The organism is Streptococcus sp. 29896 (assembly GCF_032594915.1).
GTDB lineage: Bacteria > Bacillota > Bacilli > Lactobacillales > Streptococcaceae > Streptococcus > Streptococcus suivaginalis.
This window is the reverse complement of the sequence record NZ_CP118733.1, coordinates 1,371,884-1,396,236: the sequence shown is the minus strand read 5'-3', so window position 1 is coordinate 1,396,236 and position 24,353 is coordinate 1,371,884. Positions and strand designations below refer to the sequence as shown.

Genomic DNA, 24,353 nt, shown 5'->3' with positions numbered 1-24,353 from the left:
AGAGGGGTCTCCCTTCTTTTCTTTTGCAAAAAAATAGGTTGACCATATCATTTTTTTCAGATTTCTATTATAATGAAACTATGAAAGTTTTGTTATACCTAGAAGGTAAGACTGTTCTTGAAAAATCAGGAATTGGCCGTGCCCTTCAACACCAGATGGAAGCCTTAGATAAGGCCGGTATCCCTTATACAACGGATCTTTTGGGAGAGTACGATGTGATTCACATAAACACCTACGGACCACGTAGTTGGTTGCTGCTTCATGCTGCAAAGCGTCGTGGGAAAAAGGTGATTCTTCATGGCCATTCGACCCGAGAGGATTTTCAAAATTCCTTCATTGGCTCAAATGTCTTGGCGCCATATGTAGGGAAATACCTAGCAAGCATGTATCAAAAGGCGGATTTTATCATCACGCCATCTCCTTATTCCAAACAGTTGATTGAGTCCTATGGAGTGACGACACCGATTGTAGCTGTGTCAAATGGTATTGACTTGAATAAGTACCAACAAGATGCACATAAGGAAGCAGTTTTTCGTCAGCATTTTGGCATTGAAGAAAACCAACCGGTTGTTATTTCGGCTGGCTTGTATTTTCGACGTAAGGGGATTGAGGATTTTGTTAAAGTAGCAGAGCGGATGCCCCATGTTCGGTTCATCTGGTTTGGTTCCATCAATAAATGGATGATTCCATCCTATATTCGAAAAATTGTTGAGGGAGACCATCCAGAAAATGTCTCCTTCCCAGGTTATTTCAAAGGGGCTGTTTACCAAGGAGCTATGACAGCTGCTAGTGCCTTCTTTTTCCCTTCTTATGAGGAGACAGAAGGAATTGTCGTTTTAGAGGCCTTGGCTAGTCGTCAACATGTGGTCTTGAGGGACATTCCAGTTTATGAAGGATGGATTGATGACAGCCAGGTGGAACTTGGACGCTCAGTTGATGATTTTGTAACCTCTTTGCAGGCAATCTTGGATAAGAAGGTTGATAAACGAGAAGCTGGCTATCAGGTGGCGGTCAGTCGGTCGATTGACAAGGTGTCTAATCAGCTGGTAGAAGCTTATGAGAGAGTAAGGGAGATGTAGATGCGGATTGGATTGTTTACAGATACTTATTTTCCACAAGTGTCCGGGGTGGCGACCTCTATTCGGACCTTGAAGACGGAATTGGAAAAGCAAGGGCATACGGTTTTTATCTTTACGACGACTGATGAGGATGTCAATCGCTATGAGGATTGGGACATTATTCGTATTCCCAGTATCCCATTCTTTGCATTTAAGGATAGACGGGTGGCCTATGCTGGCTTTACAGATGCCTTGAAAATCGCTCAGCGCTATAAGTTAGACATTATCCACACCCAGACAGAGTTTTCATTGGGGATTTTGGGGAAAATGATCGCCAAGGAATTAGATATTCCTGTGCTTCATACCTATCATACGCAGTACGAAGATTATGTCCATTACATTGCCAAAGGGCGCCTGATTCGGCCAAGTATGATCAAGTATTTTGTCCGAGCTTATTTCCGTGATTTGGATGGGGTCATTTGCCCAAGCGAGATCGTGGATGACTTGTTGACGACATACCAGATTCCGATTGAGAAACGTGTGATTCCGACGGGGATTGACTTGGTTAAGTTCGATCGACCAGAAATCAGTCAGGATGATGTCGCGGAGTTGCGGCAACTTTTGGGGATTGCTTCGGATGAAACCATGTTGCTTAGTCTGTCTCGAATTTCACATGAAAAAAATATCCAAGCAATTGTCAAGGCTATGCCACGCATTGTGCAGGAAAATCCAAAGGTCAGGTTGGTCATTGTCGGTGGAGGTCCATACTCAGAAGAGTTGCAATCCTTGATTGACCAAGTTCAAATGACAGATGTCATCCAGATGACAGGCATGATTGCGCCGAGTGAAACAGCCCTTTATTATAAGGCGGCGGACTTCTTTATTTCCGCTTCGACCAGTGAGACTCAAGGGCTGACTTTCTTAGAGAGCTTGGCTTCAGGTACACCGATTATTGCTCACGCCAATTCTTATTTGGACAATGTCATCTCGGATAAGATGTTTGGTACCTTGTATCAACGTGAGGTTGATTTGGCAGATGCTGTTTTAGATGCAATCTTGTTGACCCCAGCTATGAATGACTTCCATTTAGAGAAGAAGCTGTATGAAATCTCTTCCACAAACTTCGGACGACGGGTCTATGAGTTTTATCTGGATTTGAAAATTTCTCATGATTTTCGAAAACAGCATATCAATGAGGATTCCGTTGCAGAATCTTTGATTAAGGGAGCTATCTCTCTGCCAAGAAGGGTTTTGGTTACTTCTTCGGATCGTACAGTAAAGATTTTGAAAAAATCAGTTGATCAGGTTCGTTCGGTGCGCAATTTCTTTGACTAGGAGGAATGATGATGAAGGATGGTGGAAAACTCGTATGGTATTTATTCCCTATCTGCTTGGTTTACTATCTAGTGCCTATCATCATGCTTCGTACTCCTTTGGATGACTTGATTATCAAGGGATTTATCATAAACCTCTTGCTAGTCTACCAACCTGTCTTGATTTTACTTATCTCCGCCATTTATTCGGCTAAACATGGTTTTTCTTGGTGGTTCCCTTTAGTCTTGGGGTTGCTGTATTTACCTGTTGATAGCATGTTTTTTCCACATGCGGAAGGAGCGGAGGTTTATGTGCTTCCCTATATGGTGGTTGGTTTTTTAGGGTCTAATATTGGAATCTTGGTTAGAAATTGGAAGCGGAGTGGGAATTCTAAGAAAAATACTTGAGTTTTCATTCTTTGACTGTTATAATAGCTTTTAGAGACTTATCAATTCTAGGAAATCTTTGAGAGAGTGTGCGGTGGGTGCAAGCACATAGAGGATAGGATTGACACTACTCGGTATGATTTTATGCAAACATAAAAGGGTGGTTCCCTTATCGCCAATCTGAGGTAGTCAGGCTTTTTAGCGTGACTGCGAATGAAGGTGGAACCACGTTACGACGTCCTTTTGTGAGGGCGTCGTATTTTCTTTTTTGACAAAACAAGGAGATGAAGTTGACCAGCATTCCACAAGAAACGATTGACCGTTGCCTAGCCATTCGCAAGGCTTACAGAGAGTTGGAGGTCAAGCACCACGACAAAGAGTGGTCCATTGAGGAGTGAAACAGTCTGGGGATAGACTGTTTCAGCTCAACAACTTAAAATAAAGACTTGTGGACAAACGATATTGGCAATATGAACCGCCTGATTATGACCAAGCAGGGTCGTTACTATGATGAAACGCCCTATACCTTGGAGCATAAAATGGCAGAAAATATCTGGTGGTTGATCGAATTAGCTGACCGCCTGGATATTGACATTCAAAAAGAATGGAAACCTGATAACTCAAAAAGAAGAGTTATTGGGGATTAAAAATAAAAAATAGAAAGGACTAGGGCCTCCGTATTTGGTTGAACTGAATACGGGCTACGGACTGGGCCAAAAAGATAAACGAGAACTAGACACTTGCGTCGTCATTCTGTTTCCTATTTTGTCTGTGTCCGCTTAACGCCCTTTATATCTTATATTATGCTTAAAATTACTTTCCCAGATGGTGCTGTTCGTGAGTACCAAGCTGGTGTGACTACTTTTGAAATTGCGGAGAGCATCAGCAAGTCTTTGGCGAAAAAGGCTCTTGCTGGTAAGTTCAATGGTAAATTGATTGACACTACTCGTGCTATTGAAGAGGACGGTACGCTTGAAATCGTAACGCCTGACCATGAGGATGCCTTGGACATCTTGCGTCACTCAGCTGCCCACTTGTTTGCCCAAGCGGCTCGTCGTCTTTTCCCAGATATCAAGTTGGGGGTTGGTCCAGCTATTCAGGATGGTTTCTACTATGACACGGACAATGCTGCTGGTCAAATTTCAAATGAAGATTTGCCACGTATTCAGGAAGAAATGATGAAGATTGTCAAGGAAAACTTCCCTTCAGAACGCCGTGAGGTGACCAAGGAAGAAGCTCTTGAGATTTTCAAAAATGATCCTTATAAGCTGGAATTGATTCACGAGCACTCTGATGATGAGGGCGGTTTGACTATTTATACCCAGGGTGAATATGTTGACCTCTGCCGTGGCCCACACGTTCCGTCAACAGGCCGTATCCAGATTTTTGAATTGCTCAATGTGGCTGGTGCCTACTGGCGTGGTAAGAGCGAAAATCCGATGATGCAACGTGTTTATGGTACAGCTTGGTTTGACAAGAAAGACCTCAAGGCTTACCTTCAAATGCGTGAGGAAGCCAAAGAGCGTGACCACCGTAAACTTGGTAAGGAATTGGATCTCTTCATGATCAGCCAAGAAGTTGGTCAAGGCTTGCCATTCTGGTTGCCAAACGGTGCGACTATCCGTCGTACCTTGGAGCGTTACATCACAGACAAGGAATTGGCTTCAGGCTACCAGCACGTTTACACACCACCGTTGGCTTCGGTTGAACTCTACAAGACTTCGGGTCACTGGGATCATTACCATGAAGATATGTTCCCAACTATGGACATGGGTGACGGTGAGGAGTTTGTGCTTCGTCCGATGAACTGCCCTCACCACATTCAGGTTTACAAAAACCATGTGCGTTCTTACCGTGAATTGCCAGTGCGTATCGCTGAGCTTGGTATGATGCACCGCTATGAAAAATCAGGTGCATTGACTGGTTTGCAACGGGTGCGTGAGATGACTCTTAACGACGGTCATATTTTCGTGACACCTGAGCAAATCCAAGAAGAGTTCAAAAAAGCTCTCCAGTTGATTATCGATGTGTACGCAGATTTCAACCTAAACGACTACCGTTTCCGCCTGTCTTATCGTGACCCAGAGGACAAAGAGAAGTACTATGACAACGATGAGATGTGGGAAAATGCCCAGCGTATGTTGAAGGGTGCCATGGATGAAATGGGCGTGGACTACTTTGAAGCAGAGGGTGAAGCAGCCTTCTACGGTCCGAAATTGGATATCCAGGTGAAAACTGCCCTTGGTAACGAGGAAACTCTGTCAACCATTCAGTTGGACTTCCTCTTGCCAGAACGCTTTGGTTTGACTTATATCGGTGCTGATGGCGAAGAGCACCGCCCAGTCATGATTCACCGTGGTGTTATCTCAACCATGGAACGCTTCACAGCTATCTTGATTGAAACCTACAAGGGTGCCTTCCCAACTTGGTTGGCTCCAACTCAAGTGACTATGATTCCGATCTCTGTGGAAGCTCATTTGGATTACGCTTGGAAGGTTGCTAAGGAATTACAAGACCGTGGCGTTCGCGTACACGTGGATGAGCGGAACGAGAAGATGCAGTACAAGATTCGTCAGAGCCAGACCAGCAAGATTCCATACCAGCTCATCGTCGGTGACAAGGAAATGGAAGATAATGCAGTCAACGTTCGTCGTTACGGAAGTAAGGCAACGCAAACTCAGTCTGTTGCAGAATTTGTGGACAATATCCTAGCAGATATTGCTCGCAAATCACGTCCAGCTGAAGCTGAATAAATAAAGTAAGAAGTCCAAAAGGGCTTCTTTTTTGACAGCAAAAAATCCCAACCGAGTGGCTGGGAGAAATCTTACTCAATACTGCTCGCCCAAGACTTGGCCACATAACGTGACAGGCTTGAAATGGCAAAGTTGATGCTAAAGTAAATCAAGGCGACCATGATGTAGAGGGCAAAGACTTGCTCTGCTTCAAAGTAACGTCCCATAAGGATTTGACTCGCACCAAAGAGTTCTTGAAGAGCGATAACGGAGTAGAGGAAACTAGTGTCCTTGATGACCGTTACAATCTGCGAGATGATGGCTGGCAGCATCTTGCGAATGGCCTGTGGCATGATGATATAAACCATGATTTGTACTGGGGTAAAACCCTGTGATAAACCAGCTTCGGTCTGGCCCGGTCCGATGGCGTTGAGACCACCACGGATAATCTCGGCCATGGCTGCCGTGGTAAAAATGGTAAAAGCAGTAATACCAGCAGGCGTTGACTTCATTTGGAAAACCAAGAAGACAGTGAAAATCCACAGCAAGTTGGGCACATTACGCACAAATTCGATATAGATGGTTGCAATCCACTTGAAAATTGGATTTTTTCCGTTGCGCATGATGGCCAAAATCATACCAAACAGGACAGACAAGACCACGGAAATACTGGAAATATAGAGAGTGAGTTTCAAGCCGTTCCACAAGAGTTGGAAGGTTGAAGGTTTGAGTAATTCTAAAACATAATTCATCGTTCAACCTCCTTTTAGTGTGAAAAGGCTGACTTATTCTTTTCTTCAATGCGACGTCCCCAGCTTGCAACAGGGAAGCACATGATGAAGTAAAGGAAAGCAGCACCAGCAAAGGCTGGGATGTAGTTGGCATTCATGGCAGACCAAGATTTTGTCATAAACATGATATCTGCACCTGAGATAATAGCAACAGTAGCCGTATTCTTAATTAAGTTTACTACTTGGTTGGTCAAAGGTGGAAGAATGGTCGGAATGGCCTGTGGCAAGATGATGATTCGCATGGTTTCAGACTGAGTAAATCCTTGTGAAAGTGCGGCTTCAGTTTGCCCAGTCGGCACCGCCTCAATCCCTGCACGAATGACCTCTGCGATATAGGCACCGTGATAGAGGCCCACGCAGATAACAGCTGTCCAGTAGATGGATGGCATGAGAACATAATTTGAAATCAGTGGAAGTCCATAATAAACAATCATGAACTGAACCAAAAGCGGTGTATTCTGATAGTATTCAACATAGACACGTGCGATGATTTTTAAAACTTTATTTTTACTTGAAGAGAGACTACCAAAGACAATTCCTAAAAACATGGCCATGATAAAGGCCCCGACAGAAATGGCTAAGGTAAAGAGAAAGCCTTGAAAAAAGATTGGGAAGTCATTGAAGTAGGACAGCCAATTTTCCAAAGCGTAAGGACTAGTTGTAAAAACTGTCATATTATTTCACCTTTCTATTCGTCAGTTTCTGTGACTGGTTTGAGGCCATTGGCATCATAGAGGGCTTGAAGACTACCGTCAGCTGTCCATTCTTCAACCAGGCTGTTTAAGTAGTCGTTAAGCTCCGTATTGGATAATTTAGTCACGATACCATAGTCTGAAGCTGAGAAGCTAAAGTCCATGAGTTCAGATTTTGAGCTGATATACCCAGAAAGGATAGATTGGTCTACAGAAAATGCGTCTGTACGGTGAGCGCGTAGCGAGACAGAGAGTTCTGGATAAGAACCAAGCTCTGCAAAATTGACTGAGATACCATACTTGTCTGCCAATTCAGAGATGAGGGTACGTGTAATGGAGCCTTGAGCCACACCGATTGTCTTTCCATCTAGGTCGGTAAAGGTCTTAATCCCACTATCCTTATTGACCAAGAAGCCAACGGCATCTGTGTAGTAAGGAGTTGTGAAATTGTAGAGGAGTTTACGTTCCTCAGTGATGGTAAAAGTTGCGATGACCATATCGACTTGACCATTATCTAAGAGCGGTCCGCGAGTTTGTGCCGTAACAGGGGTAAATTCAATCTCTACACCCAATTCATCGGCAATTTTGCGAGCAATGTCAATCTCCATTCCCTCGAATTCACCAGTATCAGGGTTTTTGTATCCAAAGTTAGGGACGTCCTGTTTCACTCCGACACGGAGCACGCCTCTATCGATGATGGCTTGAACTTGATCGCTAGTCGAGAGTTCAGCAGGTGTTTCTGTCTGAGCGACAGGTTGGTGGATGAAAAAGAGGGCTAAGCAACTAATGATCAGGAGGCGGATGGTCAAGAAGAGATTTATTTTCTTATCTGTCATAGGCGGCCTCCTAGAGTTTTACCTTGTCGGACTCGTGGTTGATAATCTTGCTGAGGAATTGCTTGGCACGAGGCTCAGTTGGATTTTCGAAGAAATCATTGACATCTGTTGTATCGACCAAGACTTCTCCCTCTGCCATAAAGATGATGCGGTCCGCTACTTCACGGGCGAAGCCCATCTCGTGGGTCACGACAATCATATTCATCCCATCGCGTGCCAGCTTTTGCATAACGGCCAGAACATCTCCGATGGTTTCTGGGTCTAAGGCAGATGTTGGTTCGTCAAAGAGGAGGAGTTCAGGATTCATTGCCAAGCCCCGAGCGATGGCAACCCGTTGCTTTTGTCCACCGGAGAGCATGGCAGGATAAGAATCTTTGCGGTCCCAAAGGTTGACAAATTCAAGATATTTTTGGGCTGTTTTTTCAGCAGTTGCCTTGTCAATTCCCAAGACCTTGATGGGAGCTAAAGTGACATTTTCTAACACAGTCTTGTGTGGGTAGAGGTTGAAGTGCTGGAAAACCATGCCGACTTCCTTGCGAAGGGCAACCAATTCTTTGATAGAAGTAGAAGAGATATCGTGGCCATTGACCACGAGACTTCCATTATCAATTGCTTCTAAACCATTAATGGTACGGATAAGGGTTGATTTTCCAGAGCCGGAAGGTCCAAGTAAAACAACGACCTGTCCTTTTTCAAAAGATAGATTGATGTCACGGAGGGCATGATAGTCTCCATAGTATTTATTGACGTTTTTAAATTCAACTAAGGCCATAGTATTCTCCTGTCCTTTTAATAAGTATGTCTCATCTTATCATTGGACTAAATGAAAGTCAAGTATTTTCAGACAATTTAATGTTGTCTATGTCACAAAATATGACATAGACTTGTAAAGTGTCATCTGTCAGTGTTTTTGGTATAATAGTAAAAAAGTATGCAAAGGTGTTAACATGAAAAAAATTCTAGTTGTTGATGATGAGAGACCAATCTCCGATATTATCAAGTTTAACATGACCAGAGAGGGCTATGAAGTCGTGACAGCCTTCGATGGGAAAGAAGCCTTGGAACGATTTGAAGCAGAATTTCCAGATATTGTGATTTTGGATTTGATGCTGCCTGAAATAGATGGGCTAGAAGTGGCACGTACCATTCGTAAGACCAGTAATGTACCGATTTTGATGCTGTCGGCTAAGGACAGTGAATTTGATAAGGTTATTGGATTGGAAATCGGGGCAGATGATTATGTAACCAAGCCATTTTCAAATCGTGAATTGCAGGCGCGTGTCAAGGCTCTTTTACGCCGTAGTGAATTGTCTGAAACCCAAGTCGATAGTGACAACCAGGGGACTCCTGAAATTGTCATTGGTGATTTGGTCATCGTACCAGATGCCTTTGTGGCTAAAAAGCACGGGAAAGAGTTGGAATTGACCCACCGTGAGTTTGAGTTGCTGCACCATCTGGCCAATCATTTGGGACAGGTGATGACACGGGAACACTTGCTTGAAACAGTCTGGGGTTACGATTACTTTGGGGATGTCCGTACAGTAGATGTGACAGTCCGTCGTTTGCGTGAAAAAATTGAAGACTTGCCAAGCCGTCCAGAATACATTTTGACTCGCCGTGGCGTAGGCTACTATATAAAAGGAAATGATTAATCAATTACGTTATCTGATCACAACGGCAGAATTTTGGTTTATTGTGATCATCATCGGCTTTGTCATCGCCTTGACAGTGCTGCTTTTGGAAAACCACAAGGACAATCGGCAAATCAAACTCCTCAATGCTAAGGTCCAGTCTTTGATTTCTGGTGACTACTCAGAGGTCTTGGATTTAAGAGGGAGCCCTGAAATTACTGATATGACCAATTCGTTGAATGATCTGTCAGAAGTGATTCGCCTGACCCAGGACAATTTAACCCAAGAAAAAACACGTCTTTCTTCTATCTTATCCTATATGAGCGATGGTGTGATGGCGACGGATCGAATGGGGCGGGTCATTATGATCAATGATATGGCTCAAAAGCAACTGGGACTGTCGGCAAAATCAGGGGAAAATGCCAGTCTGATTGAGATTTTAGAATTAGGTGACAAGTATAGCTTCCGAGAACTCTTGGCCCAAACGCCTGAGGTTGTTTTGGAGCATGCAAATGAAAATGGAGAATTTTTGACCCTTCGTGCTAATTTTGCGACTATTAGGAGTGAGAGTGGCTTGATTTCTGGTTTGGTTGTGGTCTTACACGACATGACGGAGCAGGCCAAGGAAGAACGAGAACGACGCCTCTTTGTATCCAATGTCAGTCATGAACTGCGAACGCCTCTTACCTCGGTTAAGTCCTATCTGGAGGCGCTTGATGAGGGGGCTTTGACAGAGGCGGTTGCCCCAAGTTTTGTCAAAGTGTCTTTGGAAGAAACCAACCGCATGATGCGAATGATTTCAGACCTCTTGAGTTTATCGCGTATTGATAACCAAGTGGGGACCATGGATGTGGAGTTGATTAACTTTACGGCATTTGTGACCTTTATTCTCAACCGTTTTGATCAAATGAAAAGTCAATCAACCGATAAGGAATACAGCATTGTCCGTGATTATCAGATTACACCGATTTGGGTTGAAATTGATACAGATAAGATGACCCAGGTAATCGACAATATCTTAAACAATGCCATCAAGTATTCGCCAGACGGGGGCAAGATTACCTTCAGCATGAAGACAACCGACTCTCAGTTGATTGTGTCAATTTCAGATGAAGGTCTAGGCATTCCTAAGGCAGACTTGCCTCGGATCTTTGACCGTTTTTATCGAGTTGACAAGGCTCGGTCTCGGGCGCAGGGGGGGACAGGTTTAGGATTGGCGATTGCTAAAGAAATTATCAAACAGCACCAGGGCTTTATCTGGGCCAAGAGTGAATATGGTCATGGTTCGACCTTTACCATCGTCTTGCCTTATAGCAAGGATATCAGTTTTGATGACTGGGATGAAGCAACTGAGGAAGAATAGGAGATTATGATAGGACAGGGATTTAATTATAGTATTTTAGCTTCGGGATCGAGCGGCAACTGCTTCTATCTGGAAACTGATAAGAAAAAACTCTTGGTTGATGCAGGGCTTTCCGGTAAAAAAATCACGAGTCTTTTGGCAGAAATTGATCGCAAACCAGAGGATTTAGATGCCATCTTTGTGACACATGAACACAGCGACCACATCCATGGTATCGGCGTCCTTGCTCGAAAATACGGTTTGGATATTTATGCCAACAAGGAGACTTGGCAGGCTATGGAGACCAAGTTGGGGAAAATCGATGTTGCCCAGAAGCATATCTTCGAACTCGGTGCCATGAAGACTTTTGGTGATTTGGATATCCAGTCTTTTGGCGTTAGCCACGATGCGGCCAATCCCCAGTTTTACCGTTTTATGAAGGACAACAAATCCTTTGTCCTCTTGACGGACACAGGTTATGTCAGTGACAGAATGGTTGGCTTGGTGGAAAATGCGGATGCTTATTTGATTGAATCCAACCATGACATTGAGATCCTGCGTTCGGGTTCTTACTCTTGGAACCTCAAGCAACGGATTTTATCTGACAAGGGCCACCTGTGCAACGAAGATGGGGCAGATGCTATGATTCGTTCCTTGGGCAATAAAACCAAGAAAATTTACCTTGGCCATCTTTCCAAGGAAAACAATATCAAGGAATTGGCCCATTTGACCATGGTCAATCAATTGGCTCAGGCTGATTTAGGGGTGGGTAAAGACTTCCACGTCTTTGATACGTCCCCTGATACTGCGACAGCTTTAACCAAAATATAATAAACAAGATCTCAGTAGAGGTCTTCTTTTTTTGCAAGCGTCGGGAATTTTTTTCGGAAAGCAGGTGAGGAGGAAATAGAAAAATCAGTCGTCCTTGTGTTATAATTAAAACTGTACTTTTCTAGAATGAGGTAAAAGTTTGGCGAAGAAAAAACATGACAATAAGCGGGATGACCAAGTCATCCCCAATCGTTTGAATATCCTTTTTGCAACGGTTATTTTGTTATTTACGGTTTTGATTGGCCGTTTGGCAGATATGCAGTTGGTCAACAAGGATTACTACGCAAGTAAATTGGCCAGTGCCAGTCAAAAAGTGATTACAACTAGCTCTGTTCGGGGTCAAATCTATGATGCCAAAGGCCAAGCCTTGGTTGAAAATGAAATGAAACAGGTAGCATCCTTTACCCGCTCTAATACCATGACTGCCCTGGAAATGAGGACAGTTGCACAAAAATTGTTGGATTATGTAACGGTTTCAGATGTTCAAGTTTCTGAACGAGACAAGGCAGATTATTACTTGGCGGATCCAGAAATTTATCGTCAAGTGGTTGCTGCCTTACCGTCCGATCAACGCTATGATACGGATGGAAACAACCTTAGCGAGTCTGTGATTTATACCAATGCAGTAGCCAGTCTTGACAAGAATCTGCTTCAGTATTCCGATGAGGAATTAAAGGCAGTTGAACTCTATTCACAGATGAATGGGGCATCCTTCTTTGAGACGGTGAATCTGGTGACAGATGCTTTGTCGGCAGAGCAGGTGGCCTTGATTGCAGCTCACGAAGACCAATTATCAGGGATTTCAACCACAACCAGCTGGGAAAGGGTTATTCTTGGGACGACCTTGGCTTCGATTATCGGAACAGTAACCAGTCAACAGGCAGGACTTCCCCAGGAAGATGCGGCAGAGTATTTGGCAAAAGGCTATTCACTCAACGACCGTGTCGGTACAGCATATTTGGAAAAGCAGTATGAAGAAGTCTTGCAAGGGACCCGAGAAAAGAAAGAAATCAATCTGGACCGAAATGGTAATGTCGAAAGTATTGAAACGATTCAGGAAGGAAGCAAGGGTAACAATATCAAATTGACCATTGACCTGGCCTTCCAAAATGGGGTCAATGCTATCTTGAAAAAACATTTTGATAGTGAATTGGCCAAGGGTTCTGCTACTTATTCGCAGGGAATCTATGCAGTTGCCTTGGAACCTTCAACTGGGGCAGTGTTGGCTATGTCAGGTTATAGCCATGATAGTGCCACCAATCAGGTAGCTGAAAATGCCTTGGGAACCATTACCAATGTCTTTGTTCCAGGATCTATTGTCAAGGCAGCCACCATTACAGCTGGTTGGGAATCTGGTGTTTTAAGCGGCAATCAGGTTCTGACAGACCAAGCTATTCAGTTTGCCGGCTCAAATCCAATTACATCTTGGTTTACAGCCTATGGGAATCGCTCCATCTCAGCTGTTCAAGCTCTGGAATTCTCTTCCAATACCTACATGATTCAAATTGCCTTGAACATCTTGGGCCAGCCCTATGTTCCTGGGATGACTCTTGCTGAGACAGACCAGCTGGCTACCTCAATGGAGACCCTTCGAAAGGTCTTTGGGGAATTTGGGCTTGGTGTAGAGACAGGGATTGACCTGCCGGTTGAGTCAACTGGTTATGTTCCAGCAGACTATACAATCGCTAATTATTTGACCAACTCATTTGGTCAGTTTGACAACTATACGCCTATGCAAATGGCTCAATATGCTGCCACCATTGCTAACGGCGGCAGTCGGATTTCTCCCCACCTTGTGGAAGGCATCTATGGTAACTCTGACACAGGTGGACTAGGGGACTTGATTGAAACAGTCCAAGGTAAGGAGCTCAATCAAGTTGCAATTTCAGATGAAAATATGGCCTATCTGAAAGAAGGTTTTTACAATGTTGTCAATGGGACGGACTCCTATACAACTGGTAAGGCTATTGCAAGTGGAGCAGTTGTTTCCATTAGTGCAAAGACAGGTACTGCTGAAACCTTTGTTACAGATGCCAGCGGTCAGGTCCTAGATGCGGTCAACACCAATATCGTGGCCTATGCACCAAGTGATAATCCTAAGATTGCTGTTGCAGTTGTTCTACCAAATTTGACTGACTTGAATTCTGCGACCAGCAAAACCATTGTGACAGAAATTATTAATCTATACCATTCACTTTACCCAATGAATTAAGGAGGCTTATGCTCTATCCAACTCCCATAGCTAAATTAATTGACAGTTATTCGAAACTACCAGGAATCGGTATTAAAACAGCTACGCGTCTAGCCTTTTATACCATTGGTATGGAAGATGATGTAGTCAACGAATTTGCTAAAAATCTCCTGGCGGCTAAGAGAGATTTGACCTATTGTTCCATTTGCGGCAATCTGACAGACCAGGACCCTTGCGGTATTTGTCAAGATACCAGCCGTGACCAGTCGACCATTTTAATTGTAGAAGATAGTCGAGATGTGACAGCCTTGGAAAATATCCAAGAATACCACGGTCTTTACCATGTCTTGCATGGCTTGATTTCCCCGATGAATGGCATTGGACCAGATGATATTAACTTAAAGACCTTGTTAACTCGTCTGATGGAAAACGAAGTGACAGAAGTCATTGTAGCGACAAATGCAACAGCAGATGGTGAAGCGACATCCATGTACATCTCACGTGTCCTAAAGCCAGCGGGAATCAAGGTTACTCGCTTGGCACGAGGATTGGCAGTCGGAAGTGACATTGAATATGCAGATGAAGTCACCCTCCTTCGTGCCATTGAGAACAGGACAGAATTATAGTTTAGGAGATCTTGGTCCGCCCATCAGATAAAAAATATGCTATACTAACTATAGTTGTTTCGAATTAGAAAAGGAAAAGATATGTCAAAAGAAACCTTGATTTTACTATACGGTGGCCGATCAGCAGAGCGTGAAGTATCCGTTTTATCAGCTGAAAGCGTCATGCGTGCCATCAATTATGATAAATTTTTTGTCAAAACCTATTTCATCACACAAACTGGGGACTTTATTAAGACGCAGGAATTTACCCAAACTCCAGCTGCTGATGAAAAACTCATGACCAATGCGACCATTGTGGCAAACCAGCAAGTGCGTCCAAGCGATATTTACGAAGAAAATGCGGTTGTCTTCCCTGTCCTTCACGGACCGATGGGGGAAGATGGCTCGATCCAAGGCTTCTTGGAAGTGCTTCGTATGCCGTATGTTGGCACCAATATCTTGTCTTCCAGCGTTGCTATGGACAAAATCACTACCAAGCGTGTTCTTGAATCAGCAGGAATCTCCCAAGTACCTTATGTGGCAGTTATCGAGGGTGAAAATATCGACGATAAGATTGCAGAGATTGAAGGAAAATTGACTTACCCAGTCTTTGTTAAACCAGCTAATATGGGGTCAAGTGTCGGTATCTCAAAAGCTGAGGATTTAGCTGGCTTGCGTAAGGCGCTTGATCTGGCCTTCAAGTATGACAGCCGTGTCCTCGTTGAGCAGGGTGTTAATGCGCGTGAGATTGAGGTTGGTCTTTTGGGAAATGCTGACGTGAAAACGACACTTCCTGGTGAAGTAGTCAAAGACGTTGCTTTTTATGACTACGATGCCAAATACATCGACAACAAGATTACTATGGAAATCCCAGCTAAGATTGATGAGTCTATCATGGACACTATGCGGGACAATGCTACCAAGGCCTTTCGTGCTATCGGTGGTTGTGGTCTCTCTCGCTGTGATTTCTTCCTGACAGAAGACGGAGACATCTTCCTCAATGAGCTCAACACCATGCCAGGATTTACCCAGTGGTCTATGTATCCACTCCTTTGGGATAATATGGGCTTGGTTTATCCAGATTTGATTGAAGAGCTTGTTCGTTTGGCCAAGGAAATGTTTGAAAAACGCGAAAGTCATTTGATTTAATGAAAAAGATTGGAATATTTTCCAATCTTTTTCTAGTTCACATTCTTGCAAAGGTTTGCAAAAAGGAATAGAATGGTTTCAAATATGTGGAGGTGTTTATGTATCAAACAACAGTAAAAGGGGAAGGTCTGTTTCAGGCTCTTTCTCAAGGTTATGGTGAACCGATTCGGACCTTTGGGGTGACGGAGAAGGGTGAGACTCCGGTTAGTCTAGTGAATATCGGTTTGGCTGCCTGTGTGACCATGTGTGTGCAGGGCTATTATGCAAGCCAAGAAGGCAATAACACCATGCCAGTTCAAGTTTCTTCTCAGCTGGAAGATAGACAATTCGAAGTGTCTATCCGATTGGCTGAAAAAGTTTCGGAAGAAAAGCAGGCTGCCATCTTAGCCTATGTGGAGCAGAAATGCAAGGTAAAAGCGCTCTTGAGTGACGACATCAGTTTCGCCATCCACTTTGGACTGTTGGAAGAGGTCTAGGCATGTTTTTAGCAATCGAAGAAATGCGACAGAACAAACTACGTTACGGCTTGATTTTGGGTTTGTTAATCCTGATTTCCTACTTGGTCTTTTTCCTGACAGGTTTGGCTTATGGTCTCATGCAGGAGAATAGAACAGCTGTTGACAAGTGGCAGGCAGATTATGTTTTGCTTAATTCAGAAAGCAATCGCTTGATAACAGCATCCAAAATTGATACAGCCTTGCTTGGTCAGCTAGACGCTGGTAACAAGGCCTTGATTCGCCAACAGGCAGGAGTTGCCTATGTGGATGAAAATGCCACCTCAGATGAAAAAGAAAAGGTAAACATCTTTGCCGTTGAGCCTGATAGTTTTATCATCCCAAATATTGTAGAAGGTCGTTTGTATAAAAAAACGGGAGAAGTCGTTGTAGACAAAACCTTGTCAGAAGTAGAAGGATTTGGGCTAGGTGATGAAGTCTATCTGTCGGGAACTGATGAAAAAGTGACCATTGTAGGTTATACAGACAATGCTTATTTTGGAGTGGCGCCTGTTGTCTATATGGACATTACGGCATTTGCAGAATTGATGCAGGCTGATAAACAACAAGCAGCAACGAGTAATCTTGCCAGTGCCATTGTCGTTCGTGGAGATGTCGCATCTGTACCAGATGAGCTGGAAAAAGTTGCCATTGCAGACTTTATTGAAAATCTGCCAGGATATAAGGCACAAAATATGACCTTTGGCTTTATGATAGGATTCTTGATTATCATCTCAGCCATTGTGATTGGTATTTTTATCTTTGTTTTGACAACACAGAAATCACCGATTTTTGGCTTGATGAAAATTCAAGGTCTTTCAAATGGCTATATTTCAGGTTCTGTATTGGCTCAAACCTTCCTACTTGCTGGTTTGGGAACCGTCCTTGGATTGGCTGGAACTTATTTGTCATCCCTTGCCTTGCCAAGCGCTGTTCCATTTGAGAATAACTGGACCTTCTATATTGCAATCGGCTTAGCACTAGTTGTATTTGCCCTATTAGGTGCTAGTTTCTCTGTACGTTCTATCTTTAAGGTAGATCCATTACGAAATCTATCTTAGGAGGTTGTTATGAAAACACTTATTTTTGAAAATATTAGTAAAACCTTCCAAGATGGCAGTCAAACCATTACGGCTCTTAAACCGACTAATTTTAGCATTGAAGAAGGCGAATTTGTTGCCATTATTGGACCGTCTGGTTCTGGTAAGTCAACATTTTTGACCTTGGCAGGTGGTTTACAAACACCGACAACAGGTCGTGTTTTAATCAATCAATCGGATTATTCTGATTTACCTGAGAAAAAACGTGCCAAATTACGCTATAAGGACATTGGTTTTGTCTTGCAGGCTTCCAATTTGATCCCATTTTTAACAGTCGAAAAACAATTAACCTTGGTTGATAAGGTCAATAAGAAAGCTGATCCGAGCAAGCGAAACGAGCTTCTATCTGAATTGGGTGTGGACCATCTCAAAAACAAGTTCCCTAAGGATTTGTCAGGCGGAGAGCGGCAGCGTGTGGCTATTGCACGTGCACTCTACAATGATCCAGCCTTGATTCTTGCTGATGAACCGACAGCCAGTCTAGATAGTAATCGTGCTTTTGAAGTGGTTGAGTTATTAGCGAAGGAAGCCAAAGAACGAAACAAATCCATCATCATGGTAACGCATGACCAGCGCATGATTGAAAAATGTGACAAGGTATATGAGATGAAAGATGGCGTCCTCACTCAAGTTCGATAAAAAGTGGTATAATGGGAGCGGGAAAGAACTCAAACATTCAAAGAAGAGTTCCCCTCACTTCCAAACGGTAGGTTCGGGCTAAAATAGTCCGCTGGACTATTTTACTCCCGCCCCCGCATAGCTTCAACTGTCAGGGAGACAGTTGGAGGTTGGAAATAAAGCGAACACAGTTCGCATCAGTAGTTAGGTCAGATTTGGAGTGTGATACACGAACAAATCTGCCAATCAACCACTGCGCTGAGATGTTGACTCAAACTTTGAGAAACGGTGCTGGGCTTGAGCCCAGCCTCTAGTTTATTGGAGAAAACAATGAAATTAACCCTACACGAAGTCGCTCAGGTATTGGGCGCAAAAAATGATATTAGTCTTTATACCGATACTGCGCTCAACAAGGTCGAGTTCGATAGTCGAATCGTCACAACTGGCGACCTCTTTGTTCCCCTTAAGGGAGCGCGTGACGGTCATGACTTTATTCCTGTAGCTTTTGAAAATGGCTGCGCAGTAACCCTGTCTGAAGTCAGCCTTGATGTTCCCCACATCCTAGTAGATGACTGCTTGGCTGCGCTTCAACAATTAGCGGCCTACTACCTAGAGAAAATAGGGGTAGAAGTCATTGCCGTGACAGGATCAAACGGTAAAACGACCACCAAGGACATGATTCACGATGTTCTAGCGACGACTTACAAGACTTACAAGACACAAGGCAACTACAACAACGAAATTGGTCTGCCATACACCGTCCTTCATATGCCTGACGATACAGAAAAACTGGTCTTGGAAATGGGGCAGGACCACTTGGGCGACATTCATCTCCTATCTGAAATTGCCAAACCAAGTCTATCAGTTATTACCCTTTTTGGAGAAGCCCATCTGGAATTTTTCGGCTCACGAGAAGAGATTGCCAAAGGAAAATTACAGATTGCGGACGGAATGGAAGCAGGTAGCAAGCTACTGATCCCAGCTGATCCGATTGCGGATAAGCTCTTGCCGAGCCATGTAGAACTTATTCGCTTCGGTGAGCAGGCTGATTTGCAGGTGACCAGTCTGGTCGAGTCAAAAGATAGCCTGACCTTCACCGTCAACTTTATGGACGGCGATATTTTCCTACCTGTAACGGGCAAGTACAATGCCACCAACGCTATGGTCGCCAGCTACGTGGGCAAGACCTTGGGTGTGCCTGATGAGGCAATCACCTCAGCCCTAGCCAGTCTTAACTTGACCCGCAACCGCACCGAGTGGAAGAAGGCAGCAAACGGAGCAGATATTCTCAGCGATGTCTACAATGCCAATCCAACGGCTATGCGCTTGATTTTGGAAACCTTCTCCAGCATTCCAGCCAATGAAGGCGGCAAGAAAATCGCTGTTTTAGCAGATATGAAAGAACTGGGGAGCCAGTCAGTCGATCTCCACAATCAGATGATTCTAAGCCTGTCGCCTGATGTGCTAGACACCGTCATTTTCTACGGTCAGGACATTGAAGAATTGGCCCAGCTGGCTAGTCAGATGTTTCCAATTGGACAAGTCTATTTCTTTAGGAAAAATGTAGAAGAGGACCAATTTGAAGACCTGGTGAAGCAAGTCAAGGAAGTCCTTGGAGGGAAAGATCAAATCCTCTTCAAAGGTTCCAATTCCATGAATCTTGGAAAAGTGGTGGAAGTCTTGGAAGCATAGATGAGCTTGATTTGAAAATTCATCGTGTTTCCGATATAATAAGAGAGTTGCAGTAGTTGCTCTCTTTTTTTGTACTCTTTTGATTTGGTGGGTAAAAGAAGAAGTCAGCTCTGCTATGGACCAAAGAAAAAGGAATAACGATCATGTCACTACAAGAAGAAATCAAGAAACGCCGCACCTTTGCGATCATCTCTCACCCGGACGCGGGTAAGACCACAATTACTGAGCAGTTGCTCTACTTTGGGGGTGAAATTCGTGAAGCAGGTACGGTCAAGGGGAAAAAGACTGGTAACTTTGCCAAGTCTGACTGGATGGATATCGAGAAACAGCGTGGTATCTCTGTTACATCGTCTGTTATGCAGTTTGACTATGCGGGCAAACGGGTCAATATCCTGGACACACCAGGGCACGAGGACTTCTCTGAGGATACCTATCGGACCTTGATGGCGGTGGATGCGGCTGTCATGGTGGTGGACTCTGCCAAAGGTATCGAGGCCCAAACCAAAAAACTCTTTGAGGTTGTTAAGCACCGCAACATTCCTGTTTTTACCTTTATCAACAAGTTGGACCGTGATGGTCGTGAGCCGCTTGATTTGTTGCAGGAATTGGAAGAAGTCTTGGGCATTGCCAGCTACCCCATGAACTGGCCCATCGGTATGGGGAAATCTTTTGAGGGACTTTATGACCTCCATAACAAACGCTTGGAACTCTACCGTAGCGATGAGCGTTTTGCAAGCTTGGATGAGGGTGATAAGTTATTTGGCTCTAACCCATTTTATGCTCAAGTTCTGGATGATATTGAGCTTTTGGCGGAAGCTGGGAATGAATTTTCAGAGCAGGCGATTTTGGACGGCGATTTGACACCTGTTTTCTTCGGTTCAGCCCTGACCAACTTTGGTGTGCAGACCTTCCTTGACACCTTCTTGGAATTTGCTCCAGAGCCACATGGTCACAAGACAACGACAGGGGATGTTATTGACCCGCTCAACAAAGATTTTTCAGGTTTTGTTTTCAAAATCCAAGCCAATATGGACCCTCGTCACCGCGACCGCATTGCCTTTGTCCGTGTGGTTTCGGGCGAATTTGAACGCGGTATGGCGGTCAACCTGCCTCGTACAGGCAAGGGAGCCAAGCTGTCCAACGTGACCCAGTTCATGGCAGAGTCCCGTGAGAATGTGGAAAATGCAGTAGCGGGGGACATTATCGGGGTTTACGATACAGGGACTTATCAGGTAGGAGATACCTTGACCGTAGGCAAGAACAAGTTTGAGTTCGAACCGCTGCCAACCTTTACTCCGGAAATTTTCATGAAAGTATCTGCTAAAAACGTCATGAAACAAAAATCCTTCCACAAGGGAATCGAGCAACTGGTGCAAGAAGGAGCTATCCAGCTCTACAAGAACTACCAGACTGGCGAGTATATGCTGGGTGCCGTTGGTCAGCTTCAGTTTGAAGTCTTCAAACACCGCATGGAAGGCGAGTATAACGCAGAAGTGGTCATGACCCCAATGGGTAAAAAGACAGTCCGTTGGATCAAGCCAGAAGACCTGGATGAACGGATGTCTTCAAGTCGTAATATTCTCGCCAAAGACCGCTTTGACCAACCTGTCTTCCTCTTTGAAAACGACTTCGCCCTCCGCTGGTTTGCGGACAAGTATCCGGATGTGGAGTTGGAAGAGAAGATGTGAGAGTAGTGCAGAAATCGGTAGTTTGCTTTGCAAACTCGATTTCGTCGCACTACCTCCGCAAGGGTCTCCCAAGAATCCAAACGAAGTGAAGGATGATTGGCTGAGACCTACTGCGTCGAGGTTCAGTGAACCTTTTCTAGTTGGAGATGAGAGCCGACGGGAGACGGCTTACCAATGGCTAAGGTTCAGTGGAGTGAAACAGTTCGGGGGAGTGAAACAGTCTTCAGTCAATCCAATCAATCCTATAATAAGTCAGGCAAGTCCTGGCTTTTTTTCATTTTGTTATCATTGCAAAAAAAATATTAGTATAATATACTATAGTAGTATAAATGGAAATGGATTGGAGGTCTGAACTTTGTTTTACTACCTTAGAAAATGCAAGTTGGCAATAGTTTCTTATATTGCTGTGTCGGTGGTCTATGCTCTGATTTTAGCGGCAACGGGTTTTATTTATGCGCGAGTTTCGGAAGCGGCCTTATCTGGTGACCAAAAGGCATTTATGACCAGTTCGGTGATTGCAGTGGTATTCTTTTTATGTGATGGCTATTTTGATTACCTGCCGCGCTATTTCAAGTTTAAGGTAATCAATCAGATTATGGAAGAGACGCGCAATCAATTAGTGATGGTCTATGCGAGTGAGGACTTAGGAGAGGCAGCAAAAGACAGTCAGGCAGATAAGGTCCATGTCTTGGTTCATCATCTGAACATCTTAGAAACTACCTATCTAACGCCGCTTCTATCCATGGTGACAAGCATATTAGTCTTTAGTTTTTCCTTGATTGGAGCTCTCTACCTTCAAGGAACCATGGCTATGATCATGTTGGCGCTCTGCTTTATTCCATTTTTGGCTCCGGTGATTAATAAGGGGATTTTAGCTCGTGTGACTAAGGACAGTCAGGAGGAGAAGAATGCCTATCTCACCTTGTTTAGTGAGTTTGTAGAAGCTCTCTCTTTTATCCGCATCAGCACCATCACGCCAGTTTTTCAAGAAAAGCTGGCGGTATCCAGTCAGGAATACACTAGGCGTGCTAACCGTTTTGCCCAAAAACAATCCCAGACTTATGCGGTTTCCTACAGTTTGAGCAGCGTAGTCTATTCAGGTTCCTGGATTATTGGAGGGATCTTTGTCTTCCAAGGTCTGCTGAACATTTCGGATTTGATTGCTATGACAACCCTGATGGGAACTGTAGCAGGTCCTATCCAAACCATGTCAGGCTTGCTGACGGATTATCTTTCTAGTCGGACGGTTGTGGAGGAGTTGACAGGTCTCTTAAATAGGAAGGAAGAAGGTCAAGCTGCCAAGCCAGTTTTGAAGGAATCCATTACGAGCCTTGCTCTGGAAGGGATTGATTGTCGCTATCAAGACCATCTGATTGTGGAGAATTTTTCTTATCTTTTTCACGCCAATAAAAAATATGCTATCTTGGGCAAGAGCGGGAGTGGGAAGACGACCTTGCTCCGCCTCTTGCTGGGGATTCAGAAACCAGAAGCTGGAAGAGTCCTGGTCAATAAGAGGAATCTGGCAGAACTGGATCAGCTTGCCCTCTTTCGGAAAATCTACTACCTACCGCAGAAAACCAATCTATTTACAGCTAGTATCGGGGATAATTTGACCTTGTTTGCGCCTTTAGATGAGAATAAAGCAATGGTTTGTTTACGGCAAGTTGGTTTAGAGGACTGGTTCTATCGGCAGGGAGATGGATTTGCTACTCTCTTGACCTCTTCTCAGCAATTATCAGGTGGGGAAGAGAGACGGTTTGATTTGGCGCGTGCCCTTTACCGTGATGCAGAGGTCTTTTTATTTGATGAACCTACAACAGGTTTAGATTCTCAAAGCGAACAATTGATTGCAGATAGTCTCGAGAAAATAAAGGACAAACTGGTGATTGTTGTGACACACTCTCAGGAGGAAAGTTTTTTAGCCCTCTTTGATGAGCAGGTCCATCTATCAGTTTGACAGTAGCAAAAACTCTTCTGGGGTTTTTGCTTTTTTTATTCCACATTTTTCGGTAAAATTAAGGAAAAGCAAAAAAGGAGTAAACAAATGGGTTTGTTTTCAGGTTTGATGGGCAATGCCTCGCAGATGAATAATGACAAGGTAGAGCAAGAGTTGGCAGACATCCTTCTGGATGCGGAACAGGTAGAAATGGCCTTTAGTTTGGTCCGCGATTTGATTGTCTTTACCGAGTATCGCTTGATTCTGGTGGATAAACAAGGAATGTCAGGCAAGAAGGTTTCATACAAGTCTATTCCCTATCGTTCGATTTCACGATTTACGGTCGAAACCTCCGGTCATTTTGATATGGATGCTGAACTGAAGATTTGGATTTCTTCTGCGGCAGAACCAGCAGAAACTCTCCAATTCAAGAGTGACAAGAGTGTTATCGCCATTCAAAAAGCCCTTGCCGCTGCAGTCTTGGGCAAATAAGCAATAAAAAAATCGCTGATGCGGTTTTTTTTATTTTCCCCCCATGGCTGAAAAAGGCTTGTTATACTAGCTATAACAAGGTTTGACTTTCCAGTCAAACCATTCTAATAGTCAGATTAGATTTTTTTCTGGATGGGCAGCTAGTAAACAGGTTGAGAAATCGATTGTTTTGTATAGTAAACAACAGACAAATTCCTGTGAATTGCTCTATAATACTGTCTTTATTTATGTAAATGTATATGAAAATCAATACAAAAGAAAACTAGTTTGTTACTTGAAATGAAACGCTTACAGAAAATATTGAAAAAGTATTGACAAGGCAAGATAACTAGCTTACAATAAGGGTATAAGTTAACCGGTAAAACTAGAAAATGGAGGGAACCATGAAAATCATTCTAGTCGCACATGGTCAGTTAGCCAGTGGATTTTTGCAGGCCTTAGAGTTGATTACGGGGGACAATACAGGACTTCAAGCCATTGATTTCTGTGAAGGTACGACTGTGAAACAACTGGAAGAAGCCTTAGAACAAGCGGTTTTAGGACAAGAATCTGTCTTGTTTTTGAGTGACTTGATGGTGGGAATTCCCTTCAAGTCTATAGGAGTAGTACAAGAGAAATTTCCAAATGTGGAGTCACGTTTGGTGACGGGTCTAAACCTGTCTATGTTGTTGGAAGCGAATTTTTTGAAGTTAAATTCTGATTTGGATGAACTAGTGAGTAAACTGGTTAACAATGGCAAAAATGCCATCCAAAGCTTGTGAGTGGGTAAAACGTT

The 24,353-nt window shown here is 43.8% G+C and carries 22 protein-coding genes and 1 pseudogene; 19 read left to right on the top strand and 4 right to left on the bottom strand.

The window, feature by feature from the left end:
- Window positions 1–80 precede the first annotated feature (80 nt).
- The 5 genes and pseudogenes from PXH68_RS06430 to thrS all read left to right on the top strand — a co-directional run bounded on the left by PXH68_RS06430 (window position 81) and on the right by thrS (window position 5,511).
- Window positions 81–1,079, top strand: coding sequence for an LTA glycolipid anchor biosynthesis glycosyltransferase, IagA/BgsA family (locus tag PXH68_RS06430; protein WP_248028758.1), 999 nt, complete (start codon window positions 81–83; stop codon window positions 1,077–1,079).
- The gene (locus tag PXH68_RS06425) at window positions 1,080–2,393 is read left to right on the top strand and encodes a glycosyltransferase family 4 protein (protein ID WP_248028757.1); all 1,314 of its coding nucleotides are present in this window, start codon (window positions 1,080–1,082) and stop codon (window positions 2,391–2,393) included.
- A gap of 5 nt (window positions 2,394–2,398) precedes the next feature.
- Entirely contained in the window at window positions 2,399–2,779 is a 381-nt protein-coding gene (locus PXH68_RS06420; RefSeq protein ID WP_248028756.1) for a hypothetical protein, read from the top strand.
- Between the two features lie 263 nt (window positions 2,780–3,042).
- Window positions 3,043–3,418: pseudogene (locus PXH68_RS06415) on the top strand (nucleoside triphosphate pyrophosphohydrolase family protein).
- Window positions 3,419–3,561: 143 nt separating this feature from the next.
- Window positions 3,562–5,511 carry a threonine--tRNA ligase gene (gene thrS / locus PXH68_RS06410; RefSeq protein WP_248028755.1) on the top strand — a complete coding sequence of 650 codons (1,950 nt, stop codon included), beginning with the start codon at window positions 3,562–3,564 and terminating at the stop codon, window positions 5,509–5,511.
- Between the two features lie 71 nt (window positions 5,512–5,582).
- Here the strand turns inward: thrS and PXH68_RS06405 are convergent, their stop codons facing one another.
- Genes PXH68_RS06405 through PXH68_RS06390 form a run of 4 tightly spaced genes read right to left on the bottom strand, consistent with a single transcriptional unit; the run spans window position 5,583 to window position 8,581 of the window.
- Window positions 5,583–6,242 (bottom strand): amino acid ABC transporter permease, encoded by a 660-nt coding sequence (locus tag PXH68_RS06405; protein WP_248028754.1) that lies wholly within the window; start codon window positions 6,240–6,242, stop codon window positions 5,583–5,585.
- Window positions 6,243–6,256: 14 nt separating this feature from the next.
- Entirely contained in the window at window positions 6,257–6,955 is a 699-nt protein-coding gene (locus PXH68_RS06400) for an amino acid ABC transporter permease (protein ID WP_248028753.1), read from the bottom strand.
- A 14-nt stretch (window positions 6,956–6,969) separates the two neighbouring features.
- Window positions 6,970–7,809 carry a transporter substrate-binding domain-containing protein gene (locus PXH68_RS06395; protein WP_248028752.1) on the bottom strand — a complete coding sequence of 280 codons (840 nt, stop codon included), beginning with the start codon at window positions 7,807–7,809 and terminating at the stop codon, window positions 6,970–6,972.
- 10 nt (window positions 7,810–7,819) lie between these two features.
- The gene (locus PXH68_RS06390) at window positions 7,820–8,581 is read right to left on the bottom strand and encodes an amino acid ABC transporter ATP-binding protein (protein WP_202848348.1); all 762 of its coding nucleotides are present in this window, start codon (window positions 8,579–8,581) and stop codon (window positions 7,820–7,822) included.
- Window positions 8,582–8,756: 175 nt separating this feature from the next.
- On the opposite strand from PXH68_RS06390, the gene yycF reads away from it, so the two are divergent.
- The 14 genes from yycF to PXH68_RS06320 all read left to right on the top strand — a co-directional run bounded on the left by yycF (window position 8,757) and on the right by PXH68_RS06320 (window position 24,339).
- Window positions 8,757–9,461: a response regulator YycF gene (gene yycF / locus PXH68_RS06385; RefSeq protein WP_202848347.1), complete on the top strand. Its 705-nt coding sequence runs from the start codon at window positions 8,757–8,759 to the stop codon at window positions 9,459–9,461.
- Window positions 9,454–10,803 (top strand): cell wall metabolism sensor histidine kinase VicK, encoded by a 1,350-nt coding sequence (gene vicK / locus PXH68_RS06380; RefSeq protein ID WP_202848346.1) that lies wholly within the window; start codon window positions 9,454–9,456, stop codon window positions 10,801–10,803. Before yycF ends, vicK begins: the two co-directional genes overlap by 8 nt.
- Before the next feature lie 6 nt (window positions 10,804–10,809).
- The gene (locus PXH68_RS06375) at window positions 10,810–11,613 is read left to right on the top strand and encodes an MBL fold metallo-hydrolase (RefSeq protein ID WP_205031778.1); all 804 of its coding nucleotides are present in this window, start codon (window positions 10,810–10,812) and stop codon (window positions 11,611–11,613) included.
- A gap of 139 nt (window positions 11,614–11,752) precedes the next feature.
- The gene (gene pbp2b, locus PXH68_RS06370; protein ID WP_248028751.1) at window positions 11,753–13,825 is read left to right on the top strand and encodes a penicillin-binding protein PBP2B; all 2,073 of its coding nucleotides are present in this window, start codon (window positions 11,753–11,755) and stop codon (window positions 13,823–13,825) included.
- Between the two features lie 8 nt (window positions 13,826–13,833).
- Window positions 13,834–14,430, top strand: a complete 597-nt coding sequence (gene recR, locus PXH68_RS06365; RefSeq protein WP_014637682.1) for a recombination mediator RecR — start codon at window positions 13,834–13,836, stop codon at window positions 14,428–14,430.
- Window positions 14,431–14,511: 81 nt separating this feature from the next.
- Window positions 14,512–15,558: a D-alanine--D-alanine ligase gene (locus PXH68_RS06360; protein WP_248028750.1), complete on the top strand. Its 1,047-nt coding sequence runs from the start codon at window positions 14,512–14,514 to the stop codon at window positions 15,556–15,558.
- A 98-nt stretch (window positions 15,559–15,656) separates the two neighbouring features.
- Complete coding sequence (locus tag PXH68_RS06355) at window positions 15,657–16,034, top strand: OsmC family protein (protein ID WP_205031775.1); 378 nt, start codon at window positions 15,657–15,659, stop codon at window positions 16,032–16,034.
- A 2-nt stretch (window positions 16,035–16,036) separates the two neighbouring features.
- Window positions 16,037–17,113, top strand: a complete 1,077-nt coding sequence (locus PXH68_RS06350; RefSeq protein ID WP_248028749.1) for an ABC transporter permease — start codon at window positions 16,037–16,039, stop codon at window positions 17,111–17,113.
- A 9-nt stretch (window positions 17,114–17,122) separates the two neighbouring features.
- Complete coding sequence (locus tag PXH68_RS06345; RefSeq protein ID WP_024407021.1) at window positions 17,123–17,791, top strand: ABC transporter ATP-binding protein; 669 nt, start codon at window positions 17,123–17,125, stop codon at window positions 17,789–17,791.
- A 309-nt stretch (window positions 17,792–18,100) separates the two neighbouring features.
- Window positions 18,101–19,462 (top strand): UDP-N-acetylmuramoyl-tripeptide--D-alanyl-D-alanine ligase, encoded by a 1,362-nt coding sequence (locus PXH68_RS06340; protein ID WP_248028748.1) that lies wholly within the window; start codon window positions 18,101–18,103, stop codon window positions 19,460–19,462.
- A 143-nt stretch (window positions 19,463–19,605) separates the two neighbouring features.
- Window positions 19,606–21,150: a peptide chain release factor 3 gene (locus PXH68_RS06335; protein WP_105107860.1), complete on the top strand. Its 1,545-nt coding sequence runs from the start codon at window positions 19,606–19,608 to the stop codon at window positions 21,148–21,150.
- Between the two features lie 355 nt (window positions 21,151–21,505).
- A complete protein-coding gene (locus PXH68_RS06330) occupies window positions 21,506–23,107 on the top strand; it encodes an ATP-binding cassette domain-containing protein (protein WP_248028747.1) in 1,602 nt (533 codons plus the stop codon).
- Between the two features lie 87 nt (window positions 23,108–23,194).
- Window positions 23,195–23,578: a PH domain-containing protein gene (locus PXH68_RS06325; protein WP_172044294.1), complete on the top strand. Its 384-nt coding sequence runs from the start codon at window positions 23,195–23,197 to the stop codon at window positions 23,576–23,578.
- Window positions 23,579–23,961: 383 nt separating this feature from the next.
- Window positions 23,962–24,339, top strand: coding sequence for a PTS sugar transporter subunit IIA (locus PXH68_RS06320; protein WP_205031770.1), 378 nt, complete (start codon window positions 23,962–23,964; stop codon window positions 24,337–24,339).
- The last annotated feature ends 14 nt before the right edge of the window (window positions 24,340–24,353 follow it).